At 62.9% G+C, this 14,154-nt stretch carries 11 protein-coding genes; 8 read left to right on the top strand and 3 right to left on the bottom strand.

The window, feature by feature from the left end:
- Positions 1-3: 3 nt before the first annotated feature.
- The 4 genes from ACVILI_RS24055 (at position 4) to ACVILI_RS24040 (ending at position 6,445) form a co-directional block, all read left to right on the top strand.
- Positions 4-1,656: an ABC transporter substrate-binding protein gene (locus tag ACVILI_RS24055; protein WP_038647814.1), complete on the top strand. Its 1,653-nt coding sequence runs from the start codon at positions 4-6 to the stop codon at positions 1,654-1,656.
- 217 nt (positions 1,657-1,873) lie between these two features.
- Positions 1,874-2,908, top strand: coding sequence for an ABC transporter permease (locus ACVILI_RS24050; RefSeq protein ID WP_019859185.1), 1,035 nt, complete (start codon positions 1,874-1,876; stop codon positions 2,906-2,908).
- A gap of 12 nt (positions 2,909-2,920) precedes the next feature.
- Complete coding sequence (locus ACVILI_RS24045) at positions 2,921-4,078, top strand: ABC transporter permease (protein ID WP_019859184.1); 1,158 nt, start codon at positions 2,921-2,923, stop codon at positions 4,076-4,078.
- Between the two features lie 48 nt (positions 4,079-4,126).
- The gene (locus ACVILI_RS24040; protein ID WP_038647812.1) at positions 4,127-6,445 is read left to right on the top strand and encodes a dipeptide ABC transporter ATP-binding protein; all 2,319 of its coding nucleotides are present in this window, start codon (positions 4,127-4,129) and stop codon (positions 6,443-6,445) included.
- A 13-nt stretch (positions 6,446-6,458) separates the two neighbouring features.
- Here the strand turns inward: ACVILI_RS24040 and ACVILI_RS24035 are convergent, their stop codons facing one another.
- Positions 6,459-7,049 carry a transglycosylase SLT domain-containing protein gene (locus ACVILI_RS24035; protein ID WP_019859181.1) on the bottom strand — a complete coding sequence of 197 codons (591 nt, stop codon included), beginning with the start codon at positions 7,047-7,049 and terminating at the stop codon, positions 6,459-6,461.
- A 217-nt stretch (positions 7,050-7,266) separates the two neighbouring features.
- Between ACVILI_RS24035 and ACVILI_RS24030 the strand changes: the two genes are divergently transcribed.
- The gene (locus ACVILI_RS24030; RefSeq protein ID WP_069093457.1) at positions 7,267-8,805 is read left to right on the top strand and encodes a trimethylamine methyltransferase family protein; all 1,539 of its coding nucleotides are present in this window, start codon (positions 7,267-7,269) and stop codon (positions 8,803-8,805) included.
- Positions 8,806-8,862: 57 nt separating this feature from the next.
- Complete coding sequence (locus ACVILI_RS24025) at positions 8,863-11,289, top strand: GcvT family protein (RefSeq protein WP_038647811.1); 2,427 nt, start codon at positions 8,863-8,865, stop codon at positions 11,287-11,289.
- Between the two features lie 22 nt (positions 11,290-11,311).
- Here the strand turns inward: ACVILI_RS24025 and ACVILI_RS24020 are convergent, their stop codons facing one another.
- Complete coding sequence (locus ACVILI_RS24020; protein WP_457102631.1) at positions 11,312-11,704, bottom strand: DoxX family protein; 393 nt, start codon at positions 11,702-11,704, stop codon at positions 11,312-11,314.
- Between the two features lie 200 nt (positions 11,705-11,904).
- On the opposite strand from ACVILI_RS24020, the gene ACVILI_RS24015 reads away from it, so the two are divergent.
- Positions 11,905-12,393, top strand: a complete 489-nt coding sequence (locus tag ACVILI_RS24015) for a hypothetical protein (protein ID WP_084791586.1) — start codon at positions 11,905-11,907, stop codon at positions 12,391-12,393.
- Positions 12,394-12,469: 76 nt separating this feature from the next.
- On the opposite strand, the gene ACVILI_RS24010 is transcribed toward ACVILI_RS24015, so the two are convergent.
- A complete protein-coding gene (locus ACVILI_RS24010; RefSeq protein ID WP_038647808.1) occupies positions 12,470-13,246 on the bottom strand; it encodes a VOC family protein in 777 nt (258 codons plus the stop codon).
- Between the two features lie 165 nt (positions 13,247-13,411).
- On the opposite strand from ACVILI_RS24010, the gene ACVILI_RS24005 reads away from it, so the two are divergent.
- Positions 13,412-14,146 carry a gamma-glutamylcyclotransferase gene (locus tag ACVILI_RS24005; RefSeq protein ID WP_027047034.1) on the top strand — a complete coding sequence of 245 codons (735 nt, stop codon included), beginning with the start codon at positions 13,412-13,414 and terminating at the stop codon, positions 14,144-14,146.
- Positions 14,147-14,154: the final 8 nt, after the last annotated feature.

Below are 14,154 nucleotides of genomic sequence, written 5' to 3'. Positions count from 1 at the left end.
GTCATGACAATCTACAAGAGTAATGGCGATCGCGTTCCGGATCACATCCTGGCCATGGCCGAAGAAGCCAAGGCAGGTAAGGTCGATCGCCGCGAATTCCTGGCCATGGCAAGCGTCTTCGGCGCCTCGACGGCGATGGCTTATGGCCTTCTCGGTCTCGCCGATCCGACGCCTGCAAGGGCAGAAGAGGTAAAAGGCAAGAAAGGCGGCACGCTGAAGGTCGCGCAGTGGATCAAGGATCCCAAGGATCCTCGCAAGGCCGACTGGTCGGAAATTGCCAATGCCGAGCGCCAGGCGCTGGAGCCGCTGGTCAAGTACACGAGCGAATATACGTTCCGCCCTTATCTGCTGGAAAGCTGGGACGTGAACGACGACGCCACCCAGTACACGCTGCATGTACGCAAGGGCGTAACCTGGTCGAACGGCGACCCCTTCATAGCCTCTGACGTCGTCTTCAACCTGAAGCGCTGGGCCGACAAGAAGGCCGAAGGCAATTCGATGCCCGGCCGTCTCGGCTCGCTGGTCAAGGATGACAAGCTCGACGAAAGCGCCGTGACGATGCCGGACGACCACACGGTCGTGCTCAAGCTCAGCAAGCCTGACATCGCGCTTATCCCCAACATGTGCGACTATCCCGGCCTGATCGTCCACAAGACTTTCGACGAGAAGGGCGGCGACTTCAAGGCCTGCCCGATCGGCACCGGCCCATTCGAGCTCGTCTCCTACGACGTCGGCCAGAAAGTCGTCTACAAGCGCCGCGAAGACAACAAGTGGTGGGACGGCGAAGTGTTCCTCGACGGCATCGAATTCATCGACTACGGCACCGATCCGGCCGCCATGGTCAGCGCTTTCGAGGCTGGCGAAGTGCACACCAACTTCGAAACGTCGGCCGACTATGTGTCGATCCTCGACAAGATGGACTTGGTCAAGTCGGAGATCGTCACGGCTTCGACCATCGTCTGCCGCACCAACGTCAACAACAAGCCCTATGGCGACCAGAAGGTGCGCAACGCGCTGCAGCTCGCGGTCGACAACAATGTCGTCCTCCAGCTCGGCTATGGCAATGCCGGCTCGGTCGCCGAGAACCACCATGTCTGCTCGATCCATCCGGAATATTACGAGCTGCCGAAGGTTGCCCGTGATCCGGCCAAGGCCAAGGCGCTGATGGCGGAAGCCGGCCAAGCCGACTTCGAACACGAGCTGATCACGGTTGACGAGGACTGGCACAAGAACACCGGCGACGCGATCGCCGCACAGCTGCGCGACGCCGGGATCAAGGTGAAGCGCACGGTGCTACCGGGCTCGACGTTCTGGAACGACTGGACGAAGTATCCGCTGTCAATGACCAACTGGAACATGCGTCCGCTCGGCGTCCAGGTTCTGGCCATCGCCTATCGCACCGGCGAGGCCTGGAACGAGGCTGGCTGGTCGAACCCCGACTGGGATGCCAAGCTCAATGCGGCACTCGCCGTCGCCGACGCTGCCAAGCGCAAGGACATGATGAAGGACATCGAGCAGATCCTGCAGGCTTCCGGCATCATCATCCAGCCCTACTGGCGCAAGCTCTACAGCCACTCGGTCAAGGCGGTGCAAAACTACAAGATGCATCCGACCTTCGAGCGCGACTACGGCAAGGTCTGGCTCGATCAGGCCTGATCGATCGGACCTGGGAAAGGGGCATTGCCCCTTTCCCTCCCTCTTTGCGTCGCCATTGCAGGTTCGTCCGCAAAAAATACGGACTCACCCGGGAAGGCCGTGCAATAAAAACAGGGTTGATCGCATTCGAGGGCCTGTTTGACGGCCAGTCCGCCGGTGACGGCAGGCGAGGCTTTGAATCCGGCTCAAAACCCAACCCCATCGGCAGGGGGCCGTCATGCTTTCCTTCATTATCAGGCGTCTTGGCACCATGGCATTGACGATGCTGTGCCTGACGATGATCGTCTTCTTCCTGATCAACCTCGAACCCAACCTGAAGAAGCTGGCGATCAGCCAGACGGAAATGCACACTTCGGCCGAACAGCTGGAGGACTGGCTGGTCAACCATGGCTACCGGCAGAATTTCTTCGTCCGCTACGGACAGTGGCTGGGCCTGCTGCCCAAGCAGCCGGTGACCGACCCGGCGACCGGCAAGCCGACGCAGCGTTTCACTTTCTGCAACGACCCGGTCGTACCAACCTTCTCCGGCGTCCTCGAAGGGGATTTCGGTTGCTCGACCAAGTTCAAGACGACCGTCGCCTCTAAGCTGTTCCCGGCACTTGGTGCCACCGGCATCCTGATGTTCTGTGTGTTGGCGGTGATGGTGCCGGTATCGCTCTTGATCGGCATCCTGGCCGGCATGCGCGAGGGATCGCGAACCGACCGGGTGCTTTCGGTGGCCTCGATCGCCTCGACGGCGACGCCCGAATATGTGTCGGGCGTCATCTTCACCGTCATCTTCGCCTCATGGCTCGGCTGGTTGAACGGTTCGGCAGCGTCCGCAAGCCAGGGCATCACCTTCTACAATTTCACCCTGCCGGTGATGACGCTGGCGATCTACGGCATCGGCTACATCGCCCGCATGACCCGCGCCTCGATGGTCGAGGTGATGACGCAGCAATATATCCGCACCGCCCGGTTGAAGGGGCTCTCCTTCGGCGGGGTGGTGGTGAAACACGCGCTGCGCAACGCGCTGATCGCACCGTTCACCGTCATCATGCTGCAATTTCCCTGGCTGCTCACCGGCGTCGTCATCGTCGAGGTGATGTTCCGCTACCAGGGCTTCGGCTACACGCTGGTCGAGGCCGCTGGTAACAACGACATCGACCTTTTGCTTGGCTGCTCGCTGGTCTCGGTGTTCATCGTCTTGATCACGCAACTCATTTCCGATGTCGGCTACGCGTTTCTCAATCCGCGTATCAGAGTTCAGTAGGGGGCGAAGCGGATGCAGGTCCAATATATCAGTGCCTTCAGCGTCGTTCTCGAAGTGCTCTCGCGCTTCTGGCCGGTCTGGGTTGCGCTCATCATCGTCATGGGTGCGAGCTTCGCCTACAAGAAAAGGCTGGCGCTCTACGGACAGCTGTTCGACAGCGGCGTCGGCATCGTCGGGGTCGGCATCTGCCTGTTCTGGCTGTTCACGGCGATCTTCGCATCGACCATCTCGCCTTTCGATCCGCTGGCACAGGTCCCGGTGATGAAGGACATGCTGCCCGGCGCCATTGAGCCGCAATCGGGGCTTGTCTATCTGTTCGGCGGCGACAAGCTGGCGCGCGACGTGTTTTCGCGCATGGTCTATGGCAGCCAGATCGTGCTGATCATCGCGCCGGCGGCGACCGGCTTCGCGCTGATGGTCGGCATCACCCTTGGCCTGCCCGCCGGCTATTACGGCGGCAAGATCGATACGGTGCTGTCGTTTCTGGCCAACCTCGTGCTGGCCTTCCCGGTGATCCTGCTGTTCTACCTCTTGGTGACGCCGGGCATCATGGACACGCCGATCCCCTATGCCATGGCCGGCGTGTTCTTCCTGTTTCCGATCATCTTCTTCAGCGTGCTGTTCTGGACGCGTTACAAGAACCGCCCAGACCGGCTGTACATCCTGCTCGGCCTGACGCTGATCATAGGCGGCTGGATCTATCTCGGCCTCGTGTTCGACAAGGACCCGCTGCACATCGTCCACATCGATCCCAACCAGCTCAATATTTTCGTGGCGGTGGTGTTTGCCTCTAGTCCGGGCGTGTTCCGCATCGTGCGCGGCCTGGTGATGGACATCAAGACGCGCGACTATGTGGCGGCGGCGCAGACGCGCGGTGAATCGCCCTGGTACATCATGCTTTGGGAAATCCTGCCCAATGCACGCGGACCGCTGATCGTCGATGCCTGCCTGCGCATCGGCTACACCACCATCCTGCTCGGCACGCTGGGCTATTTCGGCCTCGGCCTGGCACCGGAAAGCCCTGACTGGGGCACGGCGATCAAGGATGCCAGCCGGCTGCTGCGCTCCTTCATCCATCCGGCGCTGCCGCCGACGATCGCGCTGATGTCGTTCGTGCTGGGGCTTAACCTGTTGGCCGACTCGCTGCGTGAACAATCGATGAAGGACTGATTGACGGGCTCCGGCCCGCATCTGGTAGAATTTGGATTGGAGCGACCCATGAACGAGGCAGTTCGAAATCCCGCAGAGCCGATCATCGAGATCGAAAACCTGTCGATCTCCTTCTTCACCCGCAAGGGCGAAATACCGGCGGTCATGGATTTTTCCTGCACGGTCATGCCCGGCGAGGCGATGGGCATCGTCGGTGAATCCGGCTGCGGCAAGTCGACCGTGTCGCTCGGCATCATGCGCGACCTCTCCAACATCGGAAAGATCGTCGGCGGCAGGATCAAGTTCCAGGGCAAGGACATGGGCGAGCTCTCCGAGGAGGAGCTGCGCGCCATTCGCGGCAACAAGATCGCCATGATCTACCAGGAGCCGATGGCCAGCCTCAATCCGGCGATGAAGGTCGGCCAGCAGTTGATGGAAGTGCCGCTGATCCACGACAAGGTGTCGAAGGAAGAGGCCTACAAGCGCTCCCTCGAGATGGTGCGCGCGGTCAAGCTGCCCGATCCCGAGCGCATGATGCGCTCCTATCCGCACCAGCTCTCCGGCGGCCAGCAGCAGCGCATCGTCATTGCCATGGCGCTGCTGTCGAAGCCGGCGCTGCTTCTGCTCGACGAGCCGACGACGGCGCTCGACGTGACGGTGGAGGCGGGTATCGTCGAACTGGTCAAAGGGCTGGGCGAGAAGTTCGGCACGTCGATGATCTTCGTGTCGCACAATCTCGGCCTCATCCTCGAGACCTGCGACCGCATCACCGTGATGTATTCGGGCGAGGCGGTGGAGACCGGCAAGATCAAGGACGTGTTCGACCGGATGCGCCATCCCTATACGCAAGGGCTGTTCCGTTCGATCCCGCTGCCGGGCGCCGACAAGAATTCGCGGCCGCTGATCTCCATCCCCGGCCAGTTGCCGCTGCCGCATGAGCGGCCGAAGGGCTGCAATTTCGGTCCGCGCTGCCACCATTTCGTCGAGGGCGTCTGCAACGCCGCCGAAATTCCGATGGTCGAGGTCGCCGGCCACGAAGGCCATTTCTCACGCTGCGTGCGCTTCAACGAGATCGACTGGGAGGCGCTGCCGCCCGGCGCCAAGAAGGTCAATGAGCGTGTCGTGCCCGGCGCGCCGGTGCTCAAGATCGAGGATCTGCGGAAATACTACAAGGTCGGCGGCAGCGAGGTGTTCGGCTCGAGCGAAGGCCGCGTCGTCAAGGCCAACGAGACGATCTCGTTCATGGCGCGCGAATCCGAGACCGTCGCCATCGTCGGCGAATCCGGCTGCGGAAAGTCGACATTGGCCAAGGTGCTGCTCGGGCTGGAGACGGCGAGTGCCGGCACGGTGACGCTGGGCAACAAGGAAATCCAGTCGACGGGCATCGAGAGCCGCAGCGTCGAAACCGTGTCGTCGATCCAGATGGTGTTCCAGAACCCGTTCGACACGCTGAACCCCAGCCATTCGGTCGGCTCGCAGATCATCCGCACGCTGGAGAAATTCAATGTCGGCAAGACGGTCGCCGACCGGCGCAAGCGCATGCTGGAACTGCTCGACCTGGTGAAGCTGCCGCGCGCCTTCGAGACGCGCAAGCCGCGCCAGCTGTCCGGTGGCCAGAAGCAGCGCATCGGCGTGGCGCGCGCCTTTGCCGGCGATGCCAAGGTGGTGGTGGCCGACGAGCCGGTCTCGGCACTCGACGTGTCGGTGCAGGCGGCGGTGACCGAACTCTTGATGGACATCCAGCGCAAGAACAAGACGACGATGCTGTTCATCAGCCACGATCTGTCGGTCGTGCGCTACATCGCCGACCGCGTCGTCGTCATGTATCTTGGCTACATCGTCGAGCAAGGCACGACCGACCAGATCTTCGCGCCGCCCTATCACCCCTATACCGAGGCGCTGCTTTCGGCGATCCCGATCGCCGACACAAGCGTGGTGAAGAAGCACATCGTGCTGGAAGGCGACATTCCCTCGGCAATGAACCCGCCGTCCGGCTGTCCGTTCCAGACACGCTGCGGCTACAAGAAGCTGGTGCCGGACAATCTGTGCGAAACCAAGGTGCCGCCGGTCAAGCATCTCGGCGACGGCCATATGAGCCTGTGCTGGCTGTCCGACGATGTGCTGGCGACGATGGAGCCGGTGATCAAGTTCGACAAGGAACACGCGGCGCATGAAGGTGTTCCGGACGATGCGCACGGCACCGGGCCGGGTCCGACCGGAACGGCGCCCAACCGGCCGCGTGGCAAAACGGGCAGCGCGGAAGCCGACCAGATCGGGGACGCCGTGGAGCAAAGCGAGGCTGGCATGCGAGCCCGTCGCCACGAAGTGCGCGACGAGACTTCCGAAACCGGTGTCTCCAAGCCGAAAGATACGACAAGGCGGCACTAGCCAGGGCTGAGTGTCAGCTTCCGCACTGGCGTAGCTGCGATTCATAATCCCGCGCCATCTTGTCGGTCGCCCGGGCGTAACCCTGCACGCCGGCGTCGCCACGATTGCCGCGGCCATAGGCGGTCCAGCCGAGATAGTAGGCGAGGTAGAGATTGTAGGTGTCGTTGCGCGCGACGCCGTAAGTGTCTGCCGTCTTGGAATGGTACCAGCCGACGAAATCGACGGCGTCGGCGAATTTGGTGCGCCGCGCCGCCCAGTTGCCGGTTTCGCGCTGATATTGCGACCAGGTGCCGTCCAGCGCCTGCGAGAAGCCGGTGGCCGACGAGACATGCTTCCAGGGAATGAAGCCGAGGAGCTTGGTGCGCGGCGGCCGGGCATTGCTCTTGAAGCCGGATTCCTTGCGCACCGTCGCCATCAGCACGGGGACCGGCACGCCATATTTCTGCTCAGTGCGTTCGGCTGCCGACTGCCAATTGTCGAACCAGCCGTCATTCTGGTCGAAGACGGCGCAGACATTGTTGATGTGGCTGGGCGCTGTCGCGCAGGCCGAAAGTGCCAGCAACACGCCAACTGCTACAATTTTACTAAAACTCGACCTACGCATTGGATGAGCAATAGGCCGAAATCATAAAGGGAATCTTGCCGCCGCCGTTAACGCCTCGCAGTCACGAGCGCTCGGGAAAAGGCCCTGTATATATTCCGACGCCTTCTGTCGCTTTTGATAAAATGGCGCTGCATAAATGCCGCCTTGGCTAAAATCGCGCCTGAAAACGGCGTATTTCTGACAGCTTGCCTGGTTTGCCAAGGCTTTGATGCCTGGCATGAACGAACCAAGACGCAAGCGTGGCGCCGAGCGCACCAGCAACCGGGGGCCGGCGCCCATCCCGCAGCTGCCGCAGAGGCGGGTGACCAATCCCTATCCGCCGATGGCGTTGCTGTCTCCAGACCAGATCGAGGCGATCCATCAAGCGTCGATGCATATATTGGAGAATTTCGGCATCGAGGTGATGAGCCCGCGGGCGCTGTCGCTGTTCGAGCAGGCGGGTGCCAGGGTCGACCACGCCTCGGCCAATGTCCGCCTCGATCGCGGCATGGTCGACGAGGCGCTGAAGACGACGCGCTCCAATTATACACTGACGCCGCGCAATCCGGCCAACACCATCCATCTTGGCGGCAACACCATCAATTTCACGCTGGTCGCCGGCCCACCCAATGTGCACGACATGGAGCGCGGCCGCCGCGCCGGCAATCTCAAGGATTATGCGGACCTGACCCGGCTGGCGCAGCACTTCAACTGCATCCACATGCTCGGCAACCAGGTCTGCGCGCCGGTCGAACTGCCGGCCAATGCGCGCCATCTCGACACCTACTTCACCAACCTGACGCTGACCGACAAGAGTTTTCATGTCTCGGCGATCGGCCGGGGCAGGGCGCTGGACGGCATCGAGATGATGGCGATCGCGCGCGGGCTGACATTGGATCAGCTGCGCGACGATCCCGGCATCGCCACCATCATCTCGGTCAACTCGCCGCGCCGCTTCGACGAGATGATGGCCGAGGGCCTGATGACCATGGCCGAGTTCGGCCAGTCGGTGGCGGTGACGCCGTTCACGCTGATGGGGGCGATGAGCCCGGTGACGCTGGCGGGTGCCTTGGCGCAGCAGAATGCCGAAGCGCTGTTCGGCGTGGTGCTGACGCAGCTGGTGCGGCCGGGGGCGCCGGTGATGTATGGCGCCTTCACCTCCAATGTCGACATGAAGTCCGGGGCGCCGGCCTTCGGCACGCCTGAAAACACCAAGGCCAACATTGCGTCCGGGCAATTGGCGCGGCGCTACGGGCTGCCCTACCGGACGACGCCCGGTTCGGCCTCCAATGCGGCCGACGCGCAAGGCGCCTATGAGACGCTGATGGCGCTGTGGGGCGCCGTGCTCGGCCATGGCAATCTCGTCTATCACGCCGCCGGCTGGCAGGAGGGCGGGCTGACGGCATCGTTCGAAAAATTCATCATCGATGTCGAGATGATCCAGCACATGATGGAGTTCCTGAGGCCGATCGTGGTCGACGAGGCCGAGCTTGCCGTTGAGGCGCTGGGCGCGGTGCCGACCGGCGGCCATTTTTTCGGCGAGCCGCACACGCTGGAGCGCTACGCCACCGCCTTCTACCAGCCGATGCTGTCCAACTGGCAGAATTTCGAAGCCTGGGAGGAGGCCGGCAGCCTCGATGCAACGGCGCGCGCGACCCGGCTGTGGAAGAAGGCATTGGAGGATTATGTCGAGCCGGTGATGGATATCGCTGTGCGCGAGGCGCTGGAGGCTTACATGGCCAGGCGCAAGGAAGCGATCGGGCAGGGTGAGCCGTGATACCTCCCATATCGATTCATCTCACCCATACAACTCACTGATATCAGAGAAAAATCCATGAAATCGCATGCAAAGGTCGTGGTCATTGGCGGCGGCGTCGTCGGGTGTTCCGTGCTGTTTCATCTCGCTCGCCATGGCTGGACCGACGTGGTGCTTCTGGAGCGCGACGAGCTGACATCAGGCTCGACCTGGCACGCGGCGGGCGGCATGCACACGATCAATGGCGACCCCAACGTCGCCAAGCTGCAGAAATACACGATCAGCCTCTACAAGGAGATCGAGGAACTGTCAGGCCAGGCGACCGGCGTGCACCTGACCGGCGGTGTGCTGCTCGCCGCGACCGAGGCACGGCTGGACTGGCTGCGCGGTGTCGTCGCCAAGGGCCGCTATCTCGGCATCGACCTGGAAGTGATCTCGGCGAAAGAGGCCGCCGAGCTGATGCCGCTGCTCGACCCCAAGCAGTTCGTTGGCGCCGTCCGCAACAAGGAGGATGGGCATCTCGATCCCTCCGGCGTCACCCATGCCTATGCCAAGGCCGCGCGGAAGCTTGGGGCGGAAGTAGAACGCTTCACCAAGGTCGAGGACATTGTGCGGCGGCCCGACGACCTATGGCGCGTCATCACCAACAAGGGCGAGGTGGTGGCCCAGCATGTCGTCAATGCCGGCGGCCTGTGGGCGCGCGAGGTCGGCCGCATGGTCGGGCTCGAATTGCCGGTGCTGGCCATGGAGCACATGTATCTGATCACCGAGGACATGCCGGAAGTCGCCGCCTGGAACGCCAAGACCGGCACCGAGATCATCCATGCGGTCGATTTCGATGGCGAGCTCTATCTGCGCCAGGAGCGCGGCGGCATGCTGATGGGCACCTACGAGAAAGCCAACAAGCCGTGGTCGGAATACCAGACGCCTTGGAATTTCGGCCATGAATTGCTGGCGCCCGACATCGACCGCATCGCGCCGTCGCTGGAGGTCGGGTTCCGGCATTTCCCGGCCTTCCAGAACACCGGCATCAAGCAGATCATCAACGGGCCCTTCACCTTCGCGCCCGACGGCAACCCGCTGGTCGGGCCGGTGCGCGGCCTACCGGGCTTCTGGGTCGCCTGCGGTGTCATGGCCGGCTTCAGCCAAGGCGGCGGCGTCGGGCTGGCGCTGTCCAACTGGATGATCGAAGGCGACCCTGGCGCCGATATCTGGGCCATGGATGTGGCGCGCTATGGCGACTGGGCGACGATGGCCTACACCAACGCCAAGGTGCGCGAAAACTATTCCCGGCGCTTTTCGATCCGGTTCCCCAATGAGGAGCTGCCCGCCGGACGGCCGCTCAAGACGACGCCGGTCTACGATCTGCTGTCGGCCAAGGGCGCACAGTTTGGCGTCGCCTATGGGCTGGAAGTCCCGCTCTGGTACGCGCCGGAAGGCGTCAAGGACGAGTTCTCCTGGCGCCGTTCCAGCGATTTTTCCCATGTCGCCAGGGAAGTCGCGACGGTGCGCGACGGCGTCGGCCTCTCGGAGATTTCGAGCTTTGCCAAATATAAGGTTACGGGCGAGGGGGCGTCGGCCTGGCTCGACCGCCTGCTCGCCTGCAAATTGCCGAAACCTGGCCGCATGACGCTGGCGCCGATGCTGAAGGATGACGGCAGGCTGATCGGCGATTTCACGCTGGCCAATCTGGGCAGCGATGGCTGGTTCCTCGCCGGCTCCGGCATTGCCGAGCAGTACCATATGCGCTGGTTCGAGGCGCATCTGCCTGGCGACGGTTCGGTTCATATCGAGGCGCTGGGCGCGAAACTCACCGGCCTTGCCATTGCCGGCCCCAAGGCGCGGGAAGTGCTGGCCAAGGTCAGCCGCGCCGATGTCTCCAATGCGGCGTTTCCGTTCATGGCGGTGGCCAGGATGGATATCGGCATGGCGCCGTGCCTGGTCGGCCGCGTCAGTTACACCGGCGATCTCGGCTACGAGATCTGGGTGGCGCCGGAATATCAGCGCGCGGCTTATCATGCGCTGACGGCAGCGGGCGCGGAATTCGGTATCGGCCTGTTCGGCTCGCGCGCGCTAAATGCGCTGCGGCTGGAGAAGAACTATGGCTCATGGGGACGCGAATACCGTCCGATCTACGGGCCGCTCGAAGCCGGGCTCGACCGCTTCGTCGCTTATGGCAAGGAGGCTGATTTCATCGGCAAGGCGGCAGCGCTGGCCGAGCGCAAGCAAGGCGGCAAATTGCGGCTGCGCAGCTTCATTGTCGACGCCGACGATGCCGATGTCATCGGCGACGAACCGATCTGGTTCGGCGGCGCGGTGCGCGGCTGGGTGACGTCGGGCGGCTACGCCCATCATTCAAAGAAGTCGGTCGCCGTCGGCTATGTGCCGAAGGAGATCGCCGACGAGAGCGACGGCTTCGAGATCGAGTTACTGGGCAAGCGCCATGCGGCGCGTATTCAGGCAGCCCCGCTGTTCGACGCGAATTTTGAGCGCATGCGGGGGTGAAGGTTCATCCCCAGCGGGGACATCAGGCCTCGCTGCGATTGTCCAGCGCAAAGGCGCCGGCGCCGGCGAAGACCAGATAGAGGAAGATGAAGCAGAAGGAGATTGCCGCGTCGCCGCTGTTGTTGACCGGGAAGAAGTCACGCGGCATGTGCGCCATGAAATAGGCGATCGCCATTTCGCCGGCCAGAAGGAACGCCACCGGGCGTGTGAACAGGCCGAGCGCCAGCAGGATGCCGCCGGCGAATGTGAGGATGCCGGCGGCTGTCGTCAACCCGGTGAGGGCGTGAGGCTGGGCGCTTACGGGGAAGTTGAACAGTTTCTGGCTGCCATGTTCGATGAACTGCAGCGCGGTCATGATGCGCAGCACGCCGAGTGCCTGCGGCAGGTATCTGGAGAGGCCATCAAAAAGCTTCATCTGAACTCCTTTTCGCCCTCCCGGCCCGGCCATAGATCATGGTCCGACGATGGACCATTCACTTCCCATGGCGCGCCATCAACAATCGGTGATTGGAAATGTGCTCCGGTATGCCCTTTCATATCGTTCTCGTCAGGGTTGCATTTGTATCGCTATGGTTGTATTGATGTGGGCACTCTAAACCTGTGGGTTCTCTTGCCATGAAAAAACTCGTCGCCAGCCTATTCGCACTCCTTGCAGGCACCAGCTTGGCCATGGCCGAGGACGCCGGTTGCGAGGCCTTCAAATGGCCGGTGACGCGGGAACAGGCGCTGTTTGCCGCGGCGCCCGCAACGCCGGCTGGAGCGGAGCTGGCGGTGGGTGCCGCCGCGGATCTGGCATTGGTGCCGGCGGACAAAGCCGGTTTTACGCTGCCGCCCGAGCGCGCGCCGGCGGGGGGCACGTTCGGTGCCGTCGCCAGCGTGGAGGTGCCGGCCGGCGGAGCCATTCAGATCAGCCTGTCGGGCGAAGCCTGGATCGACGTCATCCAGGACGGCAAGGCCATCAAGTCGGCCGGCTACAGCGGTGTGAAAACCTGCCCCGGCATCCGCAAGAGCGTGCGCTTCAAGCTCGCGGCCGGACCGGCCATCGTTCAGTTCAGCGGGGCGAAAAAGGCCGAGCTGAAGGTTGCGGTGCTGACGCCGGAATAGAGCGGCAAATAGAGCAATACGGCCTTTCATCGGTGGTGAGATGAAAGGCCGCCGCTTCGTGCCGGCGAAGCTGCCGTCAGCGCACCGGCGCCATCAGCGCGAAATGCGCGCCCTGCGGATCCTGGCACTGCACGATCCAGCTGCCGCCGGGCACCTCCATCGGGCCCATCAAGATCTTGCCGCCATTGTCGGTGACGCGTCTTGCGGACGCGTCGATGCCGGTGACGTTGAAATAGAACTGCCAGACCGGGACGGGGATTTGCGCAGGCTTGTTCATGATGCCGCCGCCGGACTCGGGGCCGGCCGTAAACGTCTGGTAGATGCCCATCGGGCCCATGTCGAAATCACCGGCATTGGTCCAGCCGAACTGGCCGGAATAGAAGTCGAACGCGGCCTTCCAGTCGCTGGTGTAGAGCTCGTGCCAGCCGATATGGCCGGGTGTGCTGGCCGGCACGACGGGCTGGTCGGGGCCGTTGGGCTGCAGGAACATGAAGGTCGCGCCTTGCGGGTCGGCGACCACGGCGAAGCGGCCGACGCCCGGAATGTCGCTGGGTTCGCAGTGAACGCCGCCGCCTGCGGCTTTCAAGGATTTGGTCGAGGCGTCCACGTCGTTGGTATGGATGTAGCCCAGCCAGGCCGGCGGCGCTCCCATCTTCCTGACATCCTCGGGCATCGTCATCAGCCCGCCGACGCCACGCTCGCCGACATTCATGACGATGTAGCGCGGCATGCCGGGCGCTTTGTCGAAGGGCTGCGCCGTCCAGCCGACAACCTTGGTGTAAAAGGCCTCGGCGGCGTCGAGGTCGGAAGTCATCAGCTCGTACCAGAAGAAGGGCATTGGGGATTTCGGCATGGTCGGTCTCCTCACGGTTCAGCATCGATCGTTGTCCGATCCACCGCAGGACGATCCAGGATACGGGATTCCGACAACCGCCCGGACAATAATGCCTGCCCATGACATGCGTTCCCGGTTGCGTGCCCCGCGATTTTCGATTTCTCTACGGCAAAGGGGGTGTTCATGCGCCAGATGTCGCTCACGCCGGAGCTTGTCGCACTGTGCCACAGGGAAGAGGCCGATCCTGGCCCAGACTTGAGTTGGACGGAGCTGAAGGACGGGGATTTCCAGACCCTTGCATCGCGGCTGTCCGGCGAAGCGGATGAGGGGCCGCTGTGGGTGTTTGCCTACGGCTCGCTGATCTGGAAGCCGGAATTCGAATCGGTCGAGCAACGGCTCGCCACGGCCTTCGGCTGGCATCGCTCCTTCTGCCTCGACATGGTCCGCTGGCGCGGCAGTGCTGCGCAGCCGGGGCTGATGATGGCGCTCGAACGCGGCGGTCGCTGCAACGGCGTGATCTACCGATTACCGGAGGGTGAAAAGCCGGCTCAGATCGAAAGGCTGCTGCGCCGCGAGATCAGCGACCATGAGAGCGTCAGCTCGGTCAGGTGGCTGCCGGTGCATACGGCGCAAGGCGCGCTGCGGGCACTGGGTTTCTGGGTCGGCGTGAAGGGCAGGGGAACGTCGCTCAGCCAGCCGCTGGACAGAGTGGCGAGCATATTGGCCAGGGCCTGCGGCCATATCGGTTCCGGCGCCGAATATCTCTACAACACGGTCAGCCATCTCGAAGCGTTCGGCATCCATGATCGAAATCTGTGGCGACTGCAGGAACTGGTGGCGGACGAGGTCCGGGCACTCCATGGCCGGCCGGTCGACGAGGGTAGCGCACCCAGGCAAGAGCAGCCGTCCACTGCATAACATGAGTA

The sequence above is a fragment of the Mesorhizobium sp. USDA 4775 genome (genome assembly GCF_054062655.1).
Note: the sequence above shows the minus strand (reverse complement) of the source record. Positions and strands in the feature narration are given on the sequence as shown.

Coding starts and splice junctions, on each gene's coding strand:
- ACVILI_RS24030 (WP_069093457.1), top strand. CDS start 7,267: ATGAACGAACCAAGACGCAAGCGTGGCGCCGAGCGCACCAGCAACCGG.
- ACVILI_RS24025 (WP_038647811.1), top strand. CDS start 8,863: ATGAAATCGCATGCAAAGGTCGTGGTCATTGGCGGCGGCGTCGTCGGG.
- ACVILI_RS24050 (WP_019859185.1), top strand. CDS start 1,874: ATGCTTTCCTTCATTATCAGGCGTCTTGGCACCATGGCATTGACGATG.
- ACVILI_RS24035 (WP_019859181.1), bottom strand. CDS start 7,049: ATGCGTAGGTCGAGTTTTAGTAAAATTGTAGCAGTTGGCGTGTTGCTG.
- ACVILI_RS24055 (WP_038647814.1), top strand. CDS start 4: ATGACAATCTACAAGAGTAATGGCGATCGCGTTCCGGATCACATCCTG.
- ACVILI_RS24015 (WP_084791586.1), top strand. CDS start 11,905: ATGAAAAAACTCGTCGCCAGCCTATTCGCACTCCTTGCAGGCACCAGC.
- ACVILI_RS24005 (WP_027047034.1), top strand. CDS start 13,412: ATGCGCCAGATGTCGCTCACGCCGGAGCTTGTCGCACTGTGCCACAGG.
- ACVILI_RS24010 (WP_038647808.1), bottom strand. CDS start 13,246: ATGCCGAAATCCCCAATGCCCTTCTTCTGGTACGAGCTGATGACTTCC.
- ACVILI_RS24020 (WP_457102631.1), bottom strand. CDS start 11,704: ATGAAGCTTTTTGATGGCCTCTCCAGATACCTGCCGCAGGCACTCGGC.
- ACVILI_RS24040 (WP_038647812.1), top strand. CDS start 4,127: ATGAACGAGGCAGTTCGAAATCCCGCAGAGCCGATCATCGAGATCGAA.
- ACVILI_RS24045 (WP_019859184.1), top strand. CDS start 2,921: ATGCAGGTCCAATATATCAGTGCCTTCAGCGTCGTTCTCGAAGTGCTC.